This is a genomic window from Natrinema soli (assembly GCF_028618695.1).
Map to the genome: position 1 here is coordinate 1 of NZ_JAQIVI010000253.1, position 19,299 is coordinate 19,299.

The window sequence follows — 19,299 nt, forward strand, 5'->3', positions numbered from 1 at the left end:
AGCGGCATCCGGCGCGGGAGCGACGTGATCCGGGCGATCGCGCTCGGTGCCGACGCGGTCCTGCTGGGTCGGCCCTACGCCCTCGGGCTCAGAATCGGCGGCGAGGACGGCGTCAGCGCAGTCCTCGAGAATCTGCTCGCCGATCTCGATCTGACGGTCGGGCTCTCGGGGTGTGCGAGCCTCGACGAAATCGACCGGTCGACGATCCGGAGGGCCGAGCGATGAGCGAGGACGCGACGGTGAACGGCGACGCAACCGCACCCGCAGACGGCGAGTGGGAGGCCGTCTTCTGGGACATCGGCGGCGTCATTCTCGCGCTCGATTCCGTCCAGGCCGCCCACGCCGACTTCATCGCGGACGTGCTCGAGCGCCGCGAGGTGGACGCGACGGTCGAGGAGGCTATCGACACCTGGCGGTCGACCGTCGGGGACTACTTCCGCGAGCGCGACGGCACCGAGTTCCGGTCCGCTCGCGACGGCTATCACCGCGGCGTCGAAGCCATCGTCGGCGAGGAGATCCCTCGAGCGGACTGGCAGCCCCGATTCGACGAGGTCGTCCGCGCGTCGATCGAGCCGATTCCGGGAGCCGTCGAGACGATCGAACGCCTCGCCGAGCGGGACCTCCACGTCGGCGTCATCAGCGACGTCGACGACGCGGAGGGCCGGGAAATGCTCGAGCGCTTCGGCGTCCGGGAGCACTTCGACTCGATCACCACCTCCGAAGAAGTGGGGCGCACCAAGCCCGATCCGGCCATGTTCGAGACCGCGCTCGAGAAGGCCGGCGTCGACCCCGAACGGTCGCTGATGATCGGCGATCGCTACGACCACGACGTGAAGGGGGCCGCCGACATGGGGATGCACGGCGTCGCGTTCGGGGCCGACGACGGCCCGGCCGTCTCCTACCGGATCGAGACGCCGACGGACGTGCTCGGGATTGTCGATGGAAATGGATCACACCCATCGGGAACTCGAGCGCAGTCCGGCGAGGACACGCGAGACGAGTGAGTTCAGTGAGTGGCTCGAACGTCCGATACGCCGTGAGAGCGACACCCCGGCTTCGACCGGGATTTCCCTGGCGGTCATCGCCTCCTCGAGCGCCGAGATTATCTCGCGACGGCCGGTGTCGTCCAGTGCTTCGATCGCGTTCTCGACGGGCGTCCACGACGACTCCGCTCGAGCGGCCGCCTGCCGTCGCGCTTCCGGTTACTATTCGCGCTCATTGGTAACTTGCACCCCACATACATTGTAAATGAGAGGATGCGGCGTAACTATTTTCGTAAAGGGGGTGTGTATTAGCAGACGACAATGCCCACAGCGAATCACGAATCGACGGACGACACCGTATCAGCCGCCCGCGCCGACAGCACCGCCCCATCGCTCCAATGAGCAAGAACTACTACGAGCGCCTCGTCGATGAGGACGCGCTGGTCGCGTATCTGGGAGCGAACCTCGGTGAGGTTGACGACTACGACATCATCCGCCATCAGGAGGGACACTCGAACGAGACCCTGTTCGTCACCTGGGGCGACCGCGAACTCGTTATCCGGCGGCCGCCGCCGGGCGAAACCGCCGACACGGCACACGACGTCCTCCGCGAGTATCGCGTGACGAACGCGGTCGCCGACACCGACGTTCCCGTGCCGACCCCGGTGCTGGCCTGCGAAGACCACGATATCATCGGCAGCGACTTCTACGTGATGGAGCAACTCGAGGGGGACGTCCTCCGCGAGGACGAGTCCGAGCGGTTCGCGACGCCGGAGCACCGACAGCGGATCGGCGAGGAACTCGTCGACAATCTGGCGAAGATCCACGACCTCGATTACGAGGAAATCGGCCTCGGCGAATTCGGCCGTCCGGCTGGCTACACCCAGCGACAGGTCGACCGCTGGGGGAAACAGCTCTCGTGGGCGTTCGAAGTGACCGAAGACGAGCGCGAAGTGTCCGACCTCCACGAGGTCGGCGACTGGCTCCGGGACAACGTTCCTGAGGAACACCCCCACACCCTCGTCCACGGGGACTACAAGCTCGACAACGTCATGTTCGGACCCGGGACGCCGCCGGAACTGATCGGCGTCTTCGACTGGGAGATGGCCACGCTCGGCGATCCGCGCGCCGATCTCGGCTGGATGCTCTCCTACTGGCGCGACGCGAAAGACCCCGAGCCGTCGATTCCCGAACTCTCGACCCGCTTCATGGAGCGGGAGGGCTACTCGAGCCGAGCCGAACTGGTCGAGCGCTGGGAGGAGCTGAGCGGCTACGAGTTCGAACACGAGCGGTTCTACCGGACGCTGGCCGTCTACAAGCTGGCCGGCCTCGGCGAGATGTTCTTCCGGCGCTACCTCGAGGGGAACAGCGACGATCCGATGTACCCGCTGATGGAAGAGCGCGTCCCGGCGCTGGCCGCGCGCGCAAAGCGGATCATCGAGGGCGACGAACCGCTGTAGCGGGACTGACTTCGCTCGCTCCTTGCGGTCGGAGGCTCCACCTCGAATCATGCTGAAGCGGCTGGCTCATCAGATTGTCGTCGAACGAACTGTTCGGTAGTGGAGTGAATGGAACAGTGGGTCACTGATGGGATTGTGAGTGACAAAGCGTCCTGCTATCGTGGCAACAGGGAATCGCCACGCCCTCCCCAGCCGATTCGCTTACTCACTCCGTTCGTTCGCTCATCCACTGGAAGACGCTCGCGTCTTCCAAGCCGTCACTCGCTCCGCTCGCGACGACCTCGCGCAGAATCGGTTCGCGGCTCACCGTCGGTTCGCCGCGACCCAGCGCGCGCCACCGCACGTCGGTTGACCGGTCTGGAATGAGACGTTGCTCCCCTGTACGTCCCATGCAGCAATCGACGAGGGGCATTCGAGCGGGACGACTCGAGTCGATCGCGAAATCGAACTCGTCCCATCCCCGTCGACCGCTGTCGGCCGTTCGGTCGGAATAAACCCGAGTTGCGGTTACAGACGTTTACTCCAATCTCGAGTCAGCGTATGTGCGGTACAACGGCAGACAACGGGCTTAACATTGCTAAGTCGGTTCGGTGGTATTAAGACGATCCCGAGCAATCACACGACCATGTCACTGGACAGCATCGACCGCGTTGCAGTGCTGGGCGCGGGGAACATGGGGCACGGAATTACCGAAGTAACGGCCATGGCCGGCTACGACGTCACGATGCGCGACATCAAAGACGAGTTCGTCGAGGACGGCTACGAGTCGATCAAGTGGAGCCTCCAGAAGCTCGAGGAGAAGGAACTCATCGACGAGTCCGCCGACGAGGTCCTGTCGCGGATCGACATCACGACGGACCTCGAGGAGGCAGTGGGCGACGCCGACCTCGTGATCGAGGCCGCACCCGAGGACCTCGACCTGAAACACGACATCTTCACCTCCCTCGAGGAGTTCACCAGCGAGGACACGCTGCTGGCGACGAACACCTCGAGCCTGCCGATCTCGGACGTCGCGGAGGCCGTCGACACGCCCGAGCGCGTGCTCGGCCTGCACTTCTTCAACCCGCCGGTGAAGATGGACCTCGTCGAAGTCATCTACGGCCAGGACACCAGCGACGAGGCCGCCGAAGTCGGCTACGAGTGGGTCAAGTCGATCGACAAGACGCCGATCTACGTCCGCAAGGATGTCCGCGGTTTCGTCGTCAACACCATCGTCGGGCCGTTCGGCGACGAGGCCTCCTGGATGGTCTCGAACGGCGAGGCCACGATCCGCGAGGTCGACGCGACGATGGTCCACGAGCGGGGCTACCCGATGGGGCCGTTCGAACTGGCCGACCTGAGCGGGATCGACATCGGCTACCACGTCCGTAAGGAAGCCGGTCAGCCGGTCCCGCCGATCATCGAGGAGAAAGTCGAGAACAACGAACTCGGCCAGAAGACCGGGAAGGGGTTCTACGACTACGAGGACGGCGACGGCGCGGACTACCAGCCCGAGGACACGGGCGACTTCGACTGGCTCCGCGTCGAAGCGCGCATGATCAACGCCGCCGCCTCCCTCGTCGGCGACGGCGTCGCCAAACCCGAGGAAGTCGACACCGGCGTTCAGCTCGGACTCGGCTTCCCCGAGGGCATCTGCCGACGAGCCGACAAGATCGGCATCGACGAGGTCCTCGAGAAGCTCGAGACGCTCTCCGAGGAGACGGGCTCCGACCGCTTCGACCCCCATCCCTACCTCGAGCAACTCGTCGAGGAGGGCAAGACCGGCGAGGACGCCGGCGCAGGCTTCTACGACTACGGCGACGACGAACTCGGCCCCTACCACGACCTGAACTACGAGCTCGAGGACGGCGTCCTGCAGGTCGAACTCGACCGACCGTCCCGGATGAACGCGCTCTCGAACGACCTGCTCGGCGAGATCGACGACCTGTTCTCGTCGGTCGACACCGACGAGGTCCGGTGTGCGACGATCGAGGGCGCGGGCGATCGCGCGTTCTGTGCCGGTGCGGACGTCTCCGGCTTCAGCGACGCGGGCCCGACCGACCTGATGGACGTCACGCCCGCCTTCGAGACGGTCAACGACTTCGAACGGCCGGTCATCGCGAAGATCGACGGCTTCTGTCTCGGCGGCGGCCTCGAACTCGCGCTGGCCTGTGACCTGCGAGTCGCGACCGACCGCTCTTCGTTCGGCGCGCCGGAGATCAACCTCGGCCTGATCCCCGGCGGCGGCGGCACGCAGCGGCTCACCCGCATCCTCGGCGAGACCCGCGCGAAGGAACTGGTCCTCCGAGGCAACCACATCGACGCCGACCGCGCCGAGGAATGGGGGCTCATCAACCGTTCGGTCGAGCGCGACGAGTTCGACGACACCGTCGGGGAGTTCGTCTCCGACCTCGCCGGCGGTCCGCCGATCGGCCTCAAGATCGCCAAGAAGGTCATGAACGAGGGCGAGGACGCGAGCATGGAAGCCGCACTCGCCATGGAGAGCCAGGGCTTCGGGCTCCTGACGAGTACGGAGGATGTCCTGGAAGGGACCGCGGCCTTCGCGGAGGATCGCGAGCCCGAGTTCGAGGGCAAGTGACATGACCGGCGGGCCGGACGAGCCGTCCGGGTGGCCGGAGTGGGAGTCGTTCGTCCAGCGCCACGGCTACCTGTCGTGGCTCGACCTCGAGGTCGAACACCTCGCGGACGGACGGGCGGTCCTCGCCATCGAACGGAACGAGGACTTCGAGAACCCCATCGGCACCGACGGCCACGATCCGGTCCACGGCGGTATCGTCGCGACGTTAATCGACACCGCGAGCGCGTTCGCGCTCCGCACCACGTTCGAGAACCCGAGCGAGGCCTTTCTGACGACGACCGATCTCACCGTCTCGTATCTTCGGCCGGCGACCGGCGACCTGCGAGCCGAAGCCGAAGTGCTCCGGGCCGGCGGCTCGACCGGCGTTACCGACGTCACCGTCGAGGGGGCAGACGGCGAGGCCGCTGTCGGTCGGACGACCTACCGGCTGTTTCGGGAGTAGCGGTCCCCACCTCTCAGACGAACTCCTGTCAGTCGGTTTCGGCGCACCCGCAAGACGGTCGCCGTTGCGCCGTGAACCCGTGACAGCAATCCGTATCAAACGAGCCCGACCGGTACAGTCACCGTTCGTTGCGTTCGTTTCGGAGATCCTCGTAGATCCGCGGATCGGTCTGGAACTTGAGGACGTTGTGAACCGCCGAGTTGCGGATGTTCGCGATGACGTCGCCGTATTCGGTGTAGCACTCGTGGATCCACTGGGAGACCTCCTGGCGGTCGCGGAACATCATCACGGTCTTCCACTGATACTCCCCGTCCGAGAGGAAGAAGAACAGGGTGTGTTTGTCCGCCTTGATGTACTCCATCGCGTTGCGCCAGCTGTCGGCGAAGTTCTCTGGATTGAACTTGAACTCGAACAGCGCGAAGATGTAGTACTCCTCGTTGGGAATGATCGCCTCGCGGAAGACGCCCTCGTCGCGCATCCGTCGGATCGACTCGCTGACGGTGACGTGGGAGACGTCGATGTCGTACTCCTCCTCGAGCACCTGCGTGAGTTCCCGAGAGGACAACTGCGGATCGTTCGAGAGTTCACAGAGGATCGCGATGTCGCGATCTTTGAAATCCCAGGTTGGTGGGTCACCACTCATACGTGCGTGAGTGTCGTAGCTGGCATACTGTTACACTTCCGTTCCGGATAGGAACTCGCGGAGGCGGTCAACGTAGGCGTCGGATCGGTCCTCGGGCACCCAGTGGTAAGCGTCCGACAGCGGCGCGAGTGTCGCGTCCGGGATATCCTCGGCCAATCGTTCGGCGTAGGCGTAGGGCTGCATCACGTCGTCTTCGCCCCACAGCAGTACCGTCTCCGCGGTGATCGCCTCATAGTCGATCTCGGTCGTGTGGTTGGTGTTCGTCGCGACCGCGTCGCGGACCAGCGAGACGTGGCCCTCGTCGGTCAGCCACGGCGCTTTCATGCCGTCGACGAACTCGGGATCGGCCTCGCCGTAGGCACCCTCGACGAACGCCGAATCGAGGCGCCCCTCGAGTTCCTCGCGCTCGAGATCGGCCGTCGACGGGAGGCCCAGGTTCGAGACGAACTCGACCGGCCAGGAGTCGTAACAGACCGCGTTCGAGAGAACGAGTCGGTCGACCGCGTCGGGGTTGTGCGCGGCGAAGCGCAGGGCGACGCCGCCGCCGATGTCGTGGGCGACGAGCGCGATCCGATCGATGCCGAGATCCTCGAGGAAGGCCTCGAGCACCCGCTCCTGTGCCCGGATCGAGCGATCGAAATCGTCGCTCATCGCGGAGTTGCCGTAGCCGACCATGTCGAGCGCGATCGTGCGCCGATCCTCGGCGACCGCCGGCACGATATCGCGCCAGAGGAACGACCAGGTCGGAATGCCGTGGACGAAGACGACCGGCGGGCCCTCACCCTCGTGGGGACCGGCGTCGTGGTACGCCACCTCGAGATCCCGGTCGTCGACCGAGACCGTCGTCGTCGACTGCTCGTCGCTCCAGGTCTCGTGATCGACCATCTATCGCACCCCGATCCGTCGGCCGTTCGGTGGACGACGGTTCCCGTCGTTGAATTCGCGATACGGATCGTCGGCCCCTTCGCGTGGAATTGTCTGGCGCATCATCGGTGATATACCACCATTTCAGTTTCCAACACAAAGTCAGTTTGGGAGAGAGCTACCGATGGTAACGCGATAGTCGGATTCGGCGGCGAACACGACTCGAGTGCGGACCGGTCCGTCACTCGCCCTCGGGACCCGTCGACAGCCCCGCCAGCGACTCCTCGCCGATCTCCTCGAGCACGCGGTCGTGGAACGACTGGAGGGCGGCGCGCCCGTCCTCGGCGAGGACGACGTAGCTGGCCGAGAGCGTCGCGAGACCGAACGCCCGCGGCGTCGGCGAATCGAGGAGCCGCCGCGAAACCGCGAGTTCGCCCGCGTCGATCGCGTCGACGATGCCCTCGATCTCGGCGACGTTCAGCTTGTCCTCGAGGATCTCGCGGTAGGTCTCCTCGATCACGGCGAAGTTCTCGAGTTCCTCGGCGAACCCCAGCAGCATCTCGCTGGAGACCTGCTGTTCGCTCGCGGACTTCTCGTAGCCCTTGTAGCGCTTGAGGATCATCAGCGACCGGGTCGCGTTGATCCGGAAGTACCGCTGGAGGAGGTCGGTTCCCGACAGCGACGCCCGGAGATCCGCGCGGACGTCGTCGGGCTCGAGGTCGTCGATGACGCCCTCGATGTCGACCTTTCGGTTGAGCGGCATCGAGAGGACGAAGCCGTTGTCCGCGACCGCCACGCGGACGTTGGCGGTCGCCTCCTGCGCACAGCGGTACGCGAACAGGCGCGAGAGCCCGTCGTTGACCTTGCGGCCGTAGTTCGAGTGGACGTAGTAGTGGCGTTCGTACTCCTCGCGGTCGCGGACGACCTCGATCGCGAGCCGGTCGGGCGTACTCACGCTCGCCGCGCCGGCGTACCGACACTGGTACTCGAACAGGCGGGCGATCGCTCGGACGCTGTCGTCGTCGAGCGGGAACTCGCGGAGCCACGCGCGGACCCGCGGGGGACCGCCGTCCTCGTAGTGTGCGAGGAGTTCGCCCTGAAAGTCGAGGATCTCACGGCCCAGGTCATAGGAGAGGGGGAGCCGCTCGGAGTACCACGAGGGGACGGTCGGCCGGGCGCTCGTGCGGTCGACGTAGACCTTCGACCCGCGTCGATAGCTGTACTCGAAGTGATCGCCGCCGAGGACGAAGACGTCTCCCTTCTCGAGGGTGTCGAGGTAGGACTCGTCCAACTGGCCGACCCACTCGTCGCTCGCGCGCGTCTTGACGTCGCAGGTAAAGGAGTCCGGAATCGTCCCGATGTTGGTCATGTAGATGACCCGCGCGAGCCGGCCGCGCTTGCCGATCAACCGCTCGCCGACCGGGTACTCCTCGTAGTGGTGTTCGCCGTCGGGCGGGTCGTTCTCGTCGCACCAGATCTTCGCGTAGACGTTGCGATCCTCGAGGCCGGCGTACTCCGCCGTCAGGTAGCGCATGAGCGACTCGTACTCCGCTTCGGAGTAGTTTCGGTAGGGGTACGCCCGTCGGAGGATCGCTTTCAGTTCGGACTCGGGTCTGATCTCGGCGATCGCCATCCCGTAGACGTGCTGGGCGGCCACGTCCTGGGCGTTCTCGGGGATCGACACGGAGTCGACGAACCCCTCCGCGGCCGTCTTGAGCATGACCGCACACTCGATGAGTTCGTCCCGGTCGAGGGCGATCACCCGGCCGGTGACGGTCTGGCCGACGCGGTGGCCCGCCCGCCCGACCCGCTGGAGCAAGGCGGCGACGGACTTGGGCGAGCCGACCTGCACGACCAGATCGACGTGGGGCATGTCTATCCCCAGCTCGAGGCTCGTCGAAGAGGTGACCACGTCGAGGTCGCCGTCTTTCAGCCGACCCTCGATGTCCTGTCGGACCTCCTTCGAGAGGCTCCCGTGGTGACAGCCCGAGTTCTCCTCGTCGTAGGCGTCGAATCGCTCCCGGAGGTTGTGGAGGACGCGCTCCGCGCCCGAGCGCGTGTTGGTGAAAACGAGAGTATTCGTGTGCCCCTGGACGTGGTCGTGGAGCATCCGATAGAATCGCTCCTGGACGACCTCGCGGGGCGTGTTGATCAGGTCGTCCGTCGGGCACTCGAGCTGGAGATCGAACTCGCGGGCGAAGCGGGCGTCGACGATCTCGTAGTCGCGGGGCTCGCAGGTCGCTTCGGTCCCCGTCTCCGTGCGAGTCTCCCGCTCGCGTCCGGGCCGTTCGTTCTCACTCTCGTTCGAATCGTCGGGGCGGTCACTTCGATCAGGGCAGTCACTTCGATCGGGGCCCTCGCCGCTCGCGTGGTTCGAGGGCGGTGCAGTCGAGCTGCGAGGATCGCCGTCCGAATCCCGAACGCGTCCCGTCCCGTCGCCACCGGATTCCTCGCAGCCGACCAGAAATTCCGCCACGCGATCCAGCGGCTCGATCGTCGCGGAACAGCCGATCCTGGTGATGTCGCCCGCGGCCATCGCCTCGAGTCGCTCGAGGCTCACCGAGAGGTGCGTCCCTCGCTTGCCCGCCGCCAGCGAGTGGATCTCGTCGACGATGACGTACTCGACGGTGCGGAGCTTCTCGCGGAACTTGGGCGAATTGAGGAGGATCGCCAGCGTCTCGGGGGTCGTGTTGAGTATGTGCGGCGTCTCCTCGAGCATCTTCTGTCGGTCGCTCGAGGAGGTGTCACCGTGGCGAATGGCGTGGCGGATCTCGCCCATCGACTCGTCGCCGTCGCGCTCGGCGACGATTTCCTCGATCCCCTCGAGGGGCACCTCGAGATTGCGGTGAATGTCGTTCGCGAGGGACTTGAGCGGGGAGACGTAGAGGCAGTAGACCGAGTTCTCGAGCCCGCCCGCCCCGTCGCGTTTGAACAGTTCGTTGATGATCGCACAGAAACTGGCCTGGGTCTTGCCGCTGCCAGTCGGCGCACAGACCAGGGTGTTCGTCCCGTCGTGGATCTTCGGGATCGCGCCCCGCTGTGGCGGCGTGAAGAACCCGTCGTTCTCGGGAACGAACTCGCCGAACTCCGCGAGCCACCACTCCTGGACCGCCGGCTCGAGGAGGTCGAAGACGTCGCCGTCCTCGATCGTCGTAGCGGCGGGATCGAAAGGGAGGGCGTCGTCGGCGACCGGCAACTCGAGGCGCTCGTTCCCGTCCATTACCGTCGTCTCCGGGACCGGCGTGTAAGAGGGTTTGGACAGCACGGTGAAAGTGAAACGGCCGGCAGTTCGCGTCCCGCCGGACCGGCGCAGCGTCGGATCGGTTTTGCACGGGGACAGCCACAATACAGTTATTCTTCCGTTCGAGACATTCAGGAAATGCTATCATCGCGGCTGCTCACCGTTCTGGTTCTCGTCGTCGGGTTGTTGACGACGGGAGTCGTCGCCGGAGCGACGGTCGTTGATCCCGACGGCGACGGGGAGCCAATGATGGTGGAACTCCGCGACGGAACCGCCCCATTCGACGACGATACCGACGGTGACGGACTCGACGACGGCGCGGAAAAGCGACGCGGGACCGACCCGACCGTCGCGGACACGGACGGTGACGGGCTCGCGGACGGAACGGAGGTGCACGACCACGGGACGGATCCGCTCGAGGCGGATACTGACAGCGACGGACTCGACGACGACGCGGAGATCCGTGACCACGAGACCGACCCCGCTATGGCGGACACCGACGGAGACGGTCTCGACGACGCCCCGGAAGTTCGCGACTACGAGACGGACCCGCTCGAGGCGGACACTGACGGCGACGGCATCGACGATGGGACGGAAGTCCGCCAGCACGGGACGAATCCGTTGACGACCGATTCCGACGACGACGGGTTGTCTGATCCCGACGAACTCGAGACGTACGGGACGGATCCGCTCGCGGCGGATGCGGACGACGACGGGCTCGCGGACGGCCCCGAGATCGGCGAGTACGGCACCGATCCGACCGCGGCCGATACGGACGGTGACGGACTCGACGACGGCGCGGAAGTCACCGAGCACGGGACGGATCCGCTCGAGTTGGACGCGGACGGCGACGGGCTCGCGGACGGCGCGGAGGTCCACCGACAGGAGCTCTATCCCGACGCCGACCCGCTTCGGACCGACATCTACGTCGAACTCAACCGGATGGAAGGGGTCGACCTCGAGCGCGCCGAGATCGAGCGAGTCGTCGACGAGTTCGACACCGCGCCGCTCTCGAACCCCGACGGATCGTCCGGCGCAGACCTGCACGTCGTCTATAGCAACACGATTCCCCGTGAATCGTCGACCGACGTCGGCGAGCTGACCGAGTACCGATCGCGGTACTTCGACCGGGCGGGAAAGGGCTATCACTATCTGGCCATCGTCGAGAACGTCGCCGGCGATACCGCGCGGGGGAACGTCATCGGCAAGGCCGGGCTCGGAACGATGATGGTCGAATCGCAGCGGGGCCGCGACCATACCGGGTCGACCGTGATGCACGAACTGGGCCACTCGCTCGGGCTATCGAACACTGACTTCGACGGGATCGACTCCGCCCGATACAGCTTCCGGAGTTACGCGAGCGTCATGAACTACGACGCGCCGCGGGAGTTCTACGGCTTCTCCTCGGAATCCGGACCCGGAACCTTCGACGACTGGGACTATCTCGACGAGTACATGTTTACGCCGGCGACATCGTCCGTCACCGTGGACGGGTGACTCGAGGCGCGGCAGTCGACGGGTGTTGCCGATCGGATTCGACGGTTACTGGCCCGGGCCCGGCCCGGTCGAACCGCCGTGGTCGGCGTCGTCCGCCGTCACATCGACGCGACCCGCACTATCGACGGTTACGTGTTTGTCTCGGTACGCGAACTCGATCGACGCGGTGGCCGCGCTCGCGTCCTCGGCCGGACGAAACAGCGCGTCGAGCGCGTCCGTATCGATGACCGCGTGCAGCGGCGGCTCGAGATCCATCGGATCGGTCCCCTCGTGTGCCGCCACCCCCTGTACTACCCTGATGCTGGTCGGAATCGTTGCTAACATATGACGGTCGGCAACGAGGATCGCAATACTTCCCTCGATACGTTACTGACGGCTGACAGCCATCGCAGACGCGCGTCAGACGGCCGAACCCGCCCGCCGCTCGGGTGACAATCCGTAGAGCGACCATTCGGTGGCCGAGAATCCGGAGACCGTGCCACTGTCGGTCACGGGAAGGTCCGCCGTTGCGATCCATCTCGAGGAGCGGTGCGCGCTCGGTCGGGCTCCGAAGGGGATACCAACGATCGCGATGTGTCGAATCGCCACCATAATCGAAGGAACCAAGCCGGTCGCACGGAATCGGCGGAACAGATGGGGCTCACTCGAAGATCGATGTTTAGCGGCGTCGGCGTGGGGACGATAGCGATACTGGCGGGCTGTTCCGGCAGCGATGTCGGTGGAATCGGCGGTGGCTTGACCGTCGACGACACGTCCGCGGAGACGACGACGTTCGGAAACGTCGTCCTGTCCGTCGCGGTCTCGAACACGAGCGGATCGTCGAAATCCGACGCGCTGATCGGCCAGGTCGATATGACCGGCGGTGACACCTACACCGAACGGCGTGACATAACCGTCGACGGCGAGCAGTCGAACACGTACGAACTCGAGTTCGATATCGACTTCTCGGAATCCCTCAGCGCCAGCGAGTTCGAGTACAGCGCCCGAATCGAGAGCTAATCGCCGGTATTCGGTAGTGTGTCGCGTTCAAATCGTCGCGTCCGAGATCGTCATCAATTACCGCGAGTGACGGGTGGTGCTCGACCCCGTCGCGCCTCAAGTCGATGCACGCGTCCGTCGGGCGGGACGTTTCTATCCCGGTCGAATGTGCGGGATCATGCTTGTGAATCCCGGATAGGGATTTGGAAGCGCGTCTCGGGTGGCTTCAGCACCCGGGACATTTCGGCGCAGCCCCCGGCGGCGGATGGAGCGTCGCTTCCATTCTGATTACTCCCTTATAATGACTTGAAACTACTATATTTGTGGAGAATGATAGCGTGGGGCCCGTAAATTCGTTGTGGCTCAGTCACGGCTACAGACTCTCGTATCCGAAGTCGTGGCGCGACTGTCCTGTGAGAAGTTTGACTCACTCGAGCGAATTCTGTCAAATGAAACAGTTCATATGGTTGTGACCAACAGATATCGGTATGAGCGATACCGCCGACCGCCAGAACGACATCATGAACATGCTCATCGGCCTCCAAATTTCCCTGATTGGAGTCGCCTTCAGGGACCTGTTCTTCATATTCTTTCCCCTGGGTGCAGTATTCACGCTCGCAGTGTATACGAACGAACTTCGTCGGTGACTGTGAGTCCCGCTCGAGGGGACGAGACGCTACGAGTTGAACAGGTGCTTTCGAGCGCGGAATGATACGTCGCCCTGATCGAGCTCGAGGACCTCGCCGAGATCGCTGATCGCCCGGTAGATCGTCGCGGGGTGCTTCCCCAGCTCGTCGGCGAGCCCGTCGACTATCAAGCCGCCGTCCGAGCGTCGTGCCAGGTTGCGGTGTGATCGTTCACGTACTCGAGCGCGTCGACGATCTGGACGATCTCGGCCTCGAGTGCGTCACCGCTGGCCGTCGAACTCTCGAGCTCCGACGCTCGAGAACTCGTAGCGGTCCCTCTCGTACGTCGCGAACGACGCGCGTATAGTCCGGCCACAACCGACGAAGCGCGTCGATGCGGTCACCGCACCGCTCGCACTCGTCGGTCTCAACGAGACGGTTCATCGTGAACCACCGTCCTCGTGACCAGTAGCGGACTGTAGCGTCCGATGCAGACGCTGAATATAGCTCTCAGTAGATGAATGGAGACAACATGTTGTATCCTAGTTCGATTTAAGCCATAATTGACCCATCTGTCACCTGTACCGATGACTGCACTGCAAGATCGTCCGACAACTGTCGTTATTTGTGAAGATTGTGGAAATCCAATAGCTTCGCGAGAACTACCGGATGAAGTATTCCTCCCAATCGGAACTGGGAAGGAATGCCCGTGTGGCTGTACCGATTTTCGTCGGTTTGATTGATCAGTACCGCTCGAGGCATTCGACCGACCGACTGGTCGGTCAACACGAACGACGAGGCCGACTGGAGCTGATCCGCGCCTGGAGGCGACGAGAAAGACGAGGCGATCACCGAGGAAGACGTGAAACGAGTCGCTGCCTGGACGAGGGAAATCTGCCGTCGCCAGGGAATGTCGCCGCGTGCAACCGCCGAATTCGTGCCGTATAGACATGCTACCGTCTCAAATTGATGGAGAGATATTGACGAGGCGGCGAAAAGGCCGAATGGGTTTCCACGGTCGAACAGGTGATCGCATGACTGCGTCGGGGTGTCAAGCTGTAAAGCGTAACTATCCCCCCTTTAGAGTAGCCCACAGCCCACCGCGCTCGCTCCCTCCCGGGAGCGAAGCGAGCGATGGGCGTGCGGCTCGAGGCCAGCGGAGGAGTATATATCGGCGCGCGACGCGCGTGGTCCGCGTGAACCACTCGAACCGAGCGAACCACTTCGGGACCGCCATCGAGAAGCGGATGGCCGAGAAACGACGGTTCGATCTCGAGCGGGCCAGCTGGCACGACGCGAGATACGGGAACGGAACACCCGTCGAGATCAAATCGACGATGCACGAGCATTCCGACGGCCAGCCCGATAACTGGAAGGTCTACTGCGAGTACCACGAAAAGCTCCGGCGGCACGACGGCTGGTACTGTTTCGTCGTCTACCGGCCACAGAGGCGATCGGGCTGTACGATTCCTTGCGATACGATGGTCCGCTCGAGCGATCTCCCGCTACTCCGTTGGCACGGTGGCGGCGATCACCGTGGGACCGAACAAGCGAAGATCGCGATCGACTCTACGTTTTAACGGTAGATCGTAGCACGGTCCCTTTATTCAGAACGTTCCGTGAAGCTCGCGGTAAGTACAGAGCAAGTAGTGTGCGACCTTTTCAGTGAAATAGCGGATCCGGTACGTTGTTCGATGATCTCGTCCGAATTTCCCGACCCGGGATCCCCTTACTCAGACGGTTCGTTCACGCTGGTCGATTCGTCGACGCCGGCCTTCCGGCGCAGCCACTCGAGGCCGAGCGCCCCGCCGAGAAGACCCGAACCGGTCGTGAAGCCGGGCACGTTGTCGGCGTCACTGTTGTTCTCGGTGTCCGTCTCGTTTCCAGCGTTCGTCTCGTTTCCAGCGTCCCCATTTCCGGCGGTTCCGTTCCCGACATCGCCGTCATCGTCATCGCCACTGGATCCGCCGTTGTCGCTACCAGATCCACCGTCGTCGTTGTCGTCTTCTCCCGTGTCGCTGTCGTCCTCGCCGCCCTGCTGGTCCTTATCGGATTCGTCCTGCTGGCCCTCGTCTTGCTCGTCAGATTCGTCCTGCTCGTCGTCTCTAGGATCGCCATCCTCCGGATCATCGGGCGCTTCGGTTTCGGACCGAAGCGCCCACAGCTCGCCGCCACGGCTGACGTAGATCGTGTTCTCGTCGATCTCGACCCCCGTCGACGGGCCGTTGCCAGCAGTCCATTCGCGCTCGTCGAAGACGTAGCGCCACTGCTCCTCGCCGGTCGCGAGGTCGTAGGCAACCACCCTATCTTCGTCTTCGCTCTCCTCGGGAGTGTGTTGGACGGAACTCGGTCCGTAGAGCGCGATGGCCGTGTTTCCGACGACCTGCGGGAAGCTTTGGGCGTATTCCATCTCCCACGCCAATTCGCCGCCGGCCGAGAGATCGTATGCCGAGACGACGCCGTAACGGGTGGCACCGAAGAAGCCGTCGCCACTGAACGTGTAGCCGACTGACGGATACACACTACCGAGACGTTCCTTGGTCGATATGTTGTACAGATAGCTGGAATCAAAGTTGGGTTGGATACCCATGTATCCGGATTCTGCGGCAAGCCCAGCGACTTCCTCCGTTCTACCCATGGTCATTTCCAGTTCGCCGGTCATCGGATCGAGTCCGGTAACGGTAAACAACCCTGTTTCGACGTTGCCGGACACGTACACCAGGTCGTCGTCGGTATCCCCCGCCTCCAAGCTATCTACGGTGAACACTTCGGTTTCGCCGCTGATCTCCCACTCGACCGTCAGCTCGTTGCGTTCCCACTCGATGGAACCGTCCTCGGCGTCGAGAGCGTAGACTGTCCCGTCCTCGGAGATGTAGACCATCCCGTGGCCGACCGCCATCTCGAAGCTCTCGAATTCGCTTTCCCAATTGACCTCCCCCGTCTCGGCGTCGATCGCCTGGACCGGCTCGCCGGCGACGTAGACCATCCCCCCTTCGACCACGGGCGGCCCGTTGGCTCCGATGTCACCGGTCTCCCACACTAGCGAGCCGTCCGCCGTATCGATCGCGTACACGGTGCCGTCGTTCTCGGTGTAGAGCCGGTCGCCCTCGACGGTCGCCGAACGCATGTCGTGGGGACCGTCGTACCGCCAGGCGACCCCGTCTGGGCGCGTGAAGTCCGCGCCTCCATCCGGAAGCCCGTCGATGTCAGCCTCGGCGGCTCCCACCGAAGTGAGTCCGACCCCGATCGACAGCGCTGCACCAGTCGCCAGTACAGATCGTCGTTTCCACATAACGACACGACGTACGAATATCGGTCATATCCCTATCCGTCAATTAACGATACTTCTTAGCTATGCAATTGTTTCAACTGTTCAGGACGCATCTGTACTTACCGAATCAGGTCTTTCAGTTTCTCACCTGGTTCTGGATAAAGAAATCGGATTACCAGCTACTGTTACTCGGTGTCGACGATGATCTCAGATTCGACTTCGAACGTTACTGCTCTCGTCGAGAGCGCGTCGACGGTCTGGACGATCTCGGCTTCGAGCGCGTCGCCGCTGGCCGTCGAACGCTCGAGTTCCGCCGCTCGAGAACTCATAGTAGCCCTTCCCGTGCGTTTCGAACGGCGCGCGTACAGTCCCGACACAGACGACGAAGCGCGTCGATGCGGTCACCACATCGTTCGCACTCGTCTGATTCGACGAGGCGGGTCATCGCGAACCACCGTCCTCGCGATCAGTGCCCGGCCGAAGTAAGCAGAACTGGCCAATATACCAGAGAGTGCGTCTTACCTTCGTAGAGCCCCTCTCTAAAACTACGATGGACGTTCTCTGTCCAGAGTGCCTGTCCTCCCCATGCGATGTGATCGGTCGTGACGTAATCGAGGAAGGGTTACAGACGACGTTTGAGTGCGATAGCTGCGGCCATATCTGGGACGTAGTCTTCTGATCAGTATCGCTCGAGGAGTGTCCGCCGTCGGCGCGAACCGCTCGGTTCTCGAGCGCCCGCCGAACGTCCTCGTCAGTCGCTTGCTGGGCCTGATGAGCTATAGGCGTCCGACTCTCGACATCGTATAGCTGATTCGCCGGAACGAACCAGCTACATATCGGCCTCACCTCCGTGGCGTCCGGGCGATGTCTCCGGGTCCTGAATCGATACGTCGACGCCAGCTGCAGAGCCGCGGCTCAGTCGCGCGAAGATATTTTCGAGTGGGACCACGGTCGCAGCGAAGCTGCTCCCTGGTCCCATTTTCCCTCCTCACATCGCAACGGTCGCTCCGCTCCCTCGCTCGTTGCGTCGCGAAAATGGGACCGCCGAGAATTGAACTCGGGTCCTACGGACCCCATCCGCAGAGGATACCACTACCCCACGGTCCCGTACCTGAATCGATGCCCGTCTGCCGCTTAAGAGTGTCGTTTCGCGACCGCGATAACACGGCTTTCCGCCACCAATCGATCGAGACCGCTCAGACCAACACGCGTTCGAGATCGACCGCGACACCTCTTTCAGCGTCGACATCGCCGACGAGTTCGCCGAGACACACCGCCGCACCGTCGGGCGTGTAACAGGCCACGAGCGCTCCCCGATCGGTTCCGTCGTCGGCCTCGAGCACGCCCGGCGCGTAAACGGGTGCGCCCTCGGCCACCTCGCGGGCCGCGCTCTCGGCGATCACGACGCTCGGGATCCCCTCGAGCATGCGCTCTGCGGGCTCGACGACGTCGTACAGCGGTTCGGGATCGTCGTCCTCGAGCCAGAATCCCAACGCATCGAGGAAGTCGTGGGTAGTGTGAAGCGTCCGATCGTCGAACGGATCCGTCGCCGTCCGGCGCAGGTGACCCATGTGCGCGCCCGTTCCCAGCGCCAGTCCGAGGTCGTGACACAGCTTGCGGACGTAGGTCCCGCTCTCGCAGCGCATCCGCACGAGGAGCCGCCGGTCCTCGATCTCGAGCACCTCGAGTTCGTAGATCTCTCGCACGCGCAGGCGACGGGTCACCGCGCTCTTGCGCGGTGGCTTCTGATAGATCGGTCCCTCGAACTCGGCGATGACCGACTCGGCGTCGGCCGGAACGGGCGCGTGACACTCGAGGACGGCGACGTACTCCTTTCCCCCCTCGAGAAAGACCTGTGCGAGCCGGGTCGCGTCCCCAAGCATCATCGGGAGACAGCCGGTCACTTTCGGATCGAGCGTCCCCGCGTGGGCGGCGCGATCGATCCGCGACTCGACGCCGCGATCGGCCAGCGTCTCGTCGACGGCGTCGCGGAGCCAGCCGCTGACCTGATGCGAGGACGGACCGGGCGGTTTGTCGAGGTTAACGACGCCGAAGGTGAGCAACTCGGCGGGCGAGCGCTCGCCCGGTGGGCCACGGAGCGTCATCAGAAGTCGGTCTCGAGGTCGACGCGCGCTTTCCCCTCGTCGCCGGCGGCGTCGTAGCGTTCGACGGCGGTCACGAGCATATCGAGGACGGCGTCGGGCTCCCAGCGGGCCGTGTTCACCGAGAGGTCGTAGATCGTCAGATCCCGGATGTCGATCCCGTAGTACTCCTCGTAGCGCTGGGCCTCGCTGGCCTCGCGGGCCTTCGTCTCCTCGGTCGCGCGGACGGGATCTTTCTCCTCGCGCTCGGCGATGCGTTCGCCCCGGACCCGCGCCGGTGCATCCAGCCAGAAGCGGAAATCCGCCTGCTCGCCGGCGAGCCAGCCGGCGAGCCGGGACTCGAGCACCAGATCGGTCTCCTCGACGGCGATCTCTCGCAGCCGCCGGTCGAGGTCCCGGTCGATCTCGTCGTTCTCCTCGGCGAGCTTGTTGAACTCGAGGGGGGTGTAGCCGCGTTCGTCGGCCAGGTCGCGGAAGATGTCACCGCCGCTGACGTGGTCGAAATCGAAGGCGTCGGCGAGCAACTCGGCGGTCGTGCTCTTCCCGCTTCCCGGCGGGCCGGAGACGGTGAGTAACATAGTCGATCTGCGAGGGGGCAGGTGAAATGGGTTTTG

The 19,299-nt window shown here is 64.0% G+C and carries 19 protein-coding genes, 1 tRNA gene and 3 pseudogenes; 10 read left to right on the forward strand and 13 right to left on the reverse strand.

Translation table 11 applies throughout. The features are described 5' to 3' along the window. The 3 genes from PGX04_RS16010 to PGX04_RS16020 form a co-directional block, all read left to right on the forward strand. Positions 1–225 (forward strand): alpha-hydroxy-acid oxidizing protein (locus PGX04_RS16010; RefSeq protein WP_273739423.1); only part of this gene is annotated, 225 nt, incomplete at its 5' end. Next, positions 222–1,004 (forward strand): HAD family hydrolase, encoded by a 783-nt coding sequence (locus PGX04_RS16015; protein ID WP_273739424.1) that lies wholly within the window; start codon positions 222–224, stop codon positions 1,002–1,004. The genes PGX04_RS16010 and PGX04_RS16015, both read left to right, overlap by 4 nt. 377 nt (positions 1,005–1,381) lie before the next feature. Beyond that, positions 1,382–2,443, forward strand: a complete 1,062-nt coding sequence (locus PGX04_RS16020; protein WP_273739425.1) for a phosphotransferase family protein — start codon at positions 1,382–1,384, stop codon at positions 2,441–2,443. Between the two features lie 205 nt (positions 2,444–2,648). On the opposite strand, the gene PGX04_RS16025 is transcribed toward PGX04_RS16020, so the two are convergent. Then, the gene (locus PGX04_RS16025) at positions 2,649–2,834 is read right to left on the reverse strand and encodes a hypothetical protein (protein ID WP_273739426.1); all 186 of its coding nucleotides are present in this window, start codon (positions 2,832–2,834) and stop codon (positions 2,649–2,651) included. Between the two features lie 234 nt (positions 2,835–3,068). Between PGX04_RS16025 and PGX04_RS16030 the strand changes: the two genes are divergently transcribed. After that, positions 3,069–5,021 (forward strand): 3-hydroxyacyl-CoA dehydrogenase/enoyl-CoA hydratase family protein, encoded by a 1,953-nt coding sequence (locus tag PGX04_RS16030; protein ID WP_273739427.1) that lies wholly within the window; start codon positions 3,069–3,071, stop codon positions 5,019–5,021. A 1-nt stretch (position 5,022) separates the two neighbouring features. Next, complete coding sequence (locus PGX04_RS16035) at positions 5,023–5,463, forward strand: PaaI family thioesterase (protein ID WP_273739428.1); 441 nt, start codon at positions 5,023–5,025, stop codon at positions 5,461–5,463. 118 nt (positions 5,464–5,581) lie between these two features. On the opposite strand, the gene PGX04_RS16040 is transcribed toward PGX04_RS16035, so the two are convergent. The 3 genes from PGX04_RS16040 to PGX04_RS16050 form a co-directional block, all read right to left on the reverse strand. Beyond that, positions 5,582–6,106 carry an Lrp/AsnC family transcriptional regulator gene (locus tag PGX04_RS16040; protein ID WP_273739429.1) on the reverse strand — a complete coding sequence of 175 codons (525 nt, stop codon included), beginning with the start codon at positions 6,104–6,106 and terminating at the stop codon, positions 5,582–5,584. Between the two features lie 30 nt (positions 6,107–6,136). Beyond that, entirely contained in the window at positions 6,137–6,991 is an 855-nt protein-coding gene (locus PGX04_RS16045; protein ID WP_273739430.1) for an alpha/beta fold hydrolase, read from the reverse strand. Between the two features lie 220 nt (positions 6,992–7,211). After that, on the reverse strand, positions 7,212–10,190 hold the full coding sequence (locus PGX04_RS16050; protein ID WP_273739431.1) for an ATP-dependent helicase: 2,979 nt from the start codon (positions 10,188–10,190) through the stop codon (positions 7,212–7,214). Between the two features lie 159 nt (positions 10,191–10,349). On the opposite strand from PGX04_RS16050, the gene PGX04_RS16055 reads away from it, so the two are divergent. Next, on the forward strand, positions 10,350–11,708 hold the full coding sequence (locus PGX04_RS16055) for a zinc metalloprotease (protein ID WP_273739432.1): 1,359 nt from the start codon (positions 10,350–10,352) through the stop codon (positions 11,706–11,708). 45 nt (positions 11,709–11,753) lie between these two features. On the opposite strand, the gene ddfA is transcribed toward PGX04_RS16055, so the two are convergent. After that, the gene (ddfA, locus tag PGX04_RS16060; RefSeq protein WP_273739433.1) at positions 11,754–12,032 is read right to left on the reverse strand and encodes a DdfA family disk-determining factor; all 279 of its coding nucleotides are present in this window, start codon (positions 12,030–12,032) and stop codon (positions 11,754–11,756) included. A gap of 309 nt (positions 12,033–12,341) precedes the next feature. On the opposite strand from ddfA, the gene PGX04_RS16065 reads away from it, so the two are divergent. Further along, a complete protein-coding gene (locus tag PGX04_RS16065) occupies positions 12,342–12,707 on the forward strand; it encodes a hypothetical protein (protein WP_273739434.1) in 366 nt (121 codons plus the stop codon). Positions 12,708–13,174: 467 nt separating this feature from the next. Further along, the gene (locus tag PGX04_RS16070; protein ID WP_273739435.1) at positions 13,175–13,333 is read left to right on the forward strand and encodes a hypothetical protein; all 159 of its coding nucleotides are present in this window, start codon (positions 13,175–13,177) and stop codon (positions 13,331–13,333) included. 29 nt (positions 13,334–13,362) lie between these two features. Here PGX04_RS16070 and PGX04_RS16075 read toward each other — a convergent pair whose 3' ends face one another. Together PGX04_RS16075 and PGX04_RS16080 are read right to left on the reverse strand one after the other, a co-directional pair. Further along, positions 13,363–13,503: a hypothetical protein gene (locus tag PGX04_RS16075; RefSeq protein ID WP_273739436.1), complete on the reverse strand. Its 141-nt coding sequence runs from the start codon at positions 13,501–13,503 to the stop codon at positions 13,363–13,365. Beyond that, positions 13,503–13,688 (reverse strand): annotated as a pseudogene (locus tag PGX04_RS16080) (hypothetical protein); the annotation flags it as partial. The pseudogene PGX04_RS16080 and the gene PGX04_RS16075, both read right to left, overlap by 1 nt. Before the next feature lie 381 nt (positions 13,689–14,069). Between PGX04_RS16080 and PGX04_RS16085 the strand changes: the two are divergent. Further along, positions 14,070–14,350 (forward strand): annotated as a pseudogene (locus tag PGX04_RS16085) (hypothetical protein); the annotation flags it as partial. 158 nt (positions 14,351–14,508) lie between these two features. Further along, positions 14,509–14,892, forward strand: coding sequence for a PD-(D/E)XK family putative nuclease (locus tag PGX04_RS16090; RefSeq protein ID WP_273739437.1), 384 nt, complete (start codon positions 14,509–14,511; stop codon positions 14,890–14,892). Between the two features lie 149 nt (positions 14,893–15,041). Here PGX04_RS16090 and PGX04_RS16095 read toward each other — a convergent pair whose 3' ends face one another. The 6 genes and pseudogenes from PGX04_RS16095 to cmk all read right to left on the reverse strand — a co-directional run bounded on the left by PGX04_RS16095 (position 15,042) and on the right by cmk (position 19,263). Further along, positions 15,042–16,538 carry an outer membrane protein assembly factor BamB family protein gene (locus tag PGX04_RS16095; protein ID WP_273739438.1) on the reverse strand — a complete coding sequence of 499 codons (1,497 nt, stop codon included), beginning with the start codon at positions 16,536–16,538 and terminating at the stop codon, positions 15,042–15,044. 230 nt (positions 16,539–16,768) lie between these two features. After that, positions 16,769–16,912, reverse strand: coding sequence for a hypothetical protein (locus tag PGX04_RS16100; protein WP_273739448.1), 144 nt, complete (start codon positions 16,910–16,912; stop codon positions 16,769–16,771). A gap of 500 nt (positions 16,913–17,412) precedes the next feature. Then, a pseudogene (locus PGX04_RS34675) lies at positions 17,413–17,511 on the reverse strand (DUF7563 family protein); the annotation flags it as partial. 108 nt (positions 17,512–17,619) lie between these two features. Next, positions 17,620–17,690: transfer RNA gene (locus PGX04_RS16105), tRNA-Pro, on the reverse strand. Between the two features lie 89 nt (positions 17,691–17,779). Continuing rightward, positions 17,780–18,688, reverse strand: coding sequence for an RNA-guided pseudouridylation complex pseudouridine synthase subunit Cbf5 (locus PGX04_RS16110; protein ID WP_273739439.1), 909 nt, complete (start codon positions 18,686–18,688; stop codon positions 17,780–17,782). Then, on the reverse strand, positions 18,688–19,263 hold the full coding sequence (gene cmk / locus PGX04_RS16115) for a (d)CMP kinase (protein WP_273739440.1): 576 nt from the start codon (positions 19,261–19,263) through the stop codon (positions 18,688–18,690). Before cmk ends, PGX04_RS16110 begins: the two co-directional genes overlap by 1 nt. Positions 19,264–19,299: the final 36 nt, after the last annotated feature.

Excerpts from the sequence above, each read along its gene's own strand:
- PGX04_RS16015 (WP_273739424.1), top strand. The coding sequence starts at position 222 with ATGAGCGAGGACGCGACGGTGAACGGCGACGCAACCGCACCCGCAGAC.
- PGX04_RS16020 (WP_273739425.1), top strand. The coding sequence starts at position 1,382 with ATGAGCAAGAACTACTACGAGCGCCTCGTCGATGAGGACGCGCTGGTC.
- PGX04_RS16025 (WP_273739426.1), bottom strand. The coding sequence starts at position 2,834 with ATGGGACGTACAGGGGAGCAACGTCTCATTCCAGACCGGTCAACCGAC.
- PGX04_RS16030 (WP_273739427.1), top strand. The coding sequence starts at position 3,069 with ATGTCACTGGACAGCATCGACCGCGTTGCAGTGCTGGGCGCGGGGAAC.
- PGX04_RS16035 (WP_273739428.1), top strand. The coding sequence starts at position 5,023 with ATGACCGGCGGGCCGGACGAGCCGTCCGGGTGGCCGGAGTGGGAGTCG.
- PGX04_RS16040 (WP_273739429.1), bottom strand. The coding sequence starts at position 6,106 with ATGAGTGGTGACCCACCAACCTGGGATTTCAAAGATCGCGACATCGCG.
- PGX04_RS16045 (WP_273739430.1), bottom strand. The coding sequence starts at position 6,991 with ATGGTCGATCACGAGACCTGGAGCGACGAGCAGTCGACGACGACGGTC.
- PGX04_RS16050 (WP_273739431.1), bottom strand. The coding sequence starts at position 10,190 with ATGGACGGGAACGAGCGCCTCGAGTTGCCGGTCGCCGACGACGCCCTC.
- PGX04_RS16055 (WP_273739432.1), top strand. The coding sequence starts at position 10,350 with ATGCTATCATCGCGGCTGCTCACCGTTCTGGTTCTCGTCGTCGGGTTG.
- ddfA (WP_273739433.1), bottom strand. The coding sequence starts at position 12,032 with ATGTTAGCAACGATTCCGACCAGCATCAGGGTAGTACAGGGGGTGGCG.
- PGX04_RS16065 (WP_273739434.1), top strand. The coding sequence starts at position 12,342 with ATGGGGCTCACTCGAAGATCGATGTTTAGCGGCGTCGGCGTGGGGACG.
- PGX04_RS16070 (WP_273739435.1), top strand. The coding sequence starts at position 13,175 with ATGAGCGATACCGCCGACCGCCAGAACGACATCATGAACATGCTCATC.
- PGX04_RS16100 (WP_273739448.1), bottom strand. The coding sequence starts at position 16,912 with ATGAGTTCTCGAGCGGCGGAACTCGAGCGTTCGACGGCCAGCGGCGAC.
- PGX04_RS16110 (WP_273739439.1), bottom strand. The coding sequence starts at position 18,688 with ATGACGCTCCGTGGCCCACCGGGCGAGCGCTCGCCCGCCGAGTTGCTC.
- cmk (WP_273739440.1), bottom strand. The coding sequence starts at position 19,263 with ATGTTACTCACCGTCTCCGGCCCGCCGGGAAGCGGGAAGAGCACGACC.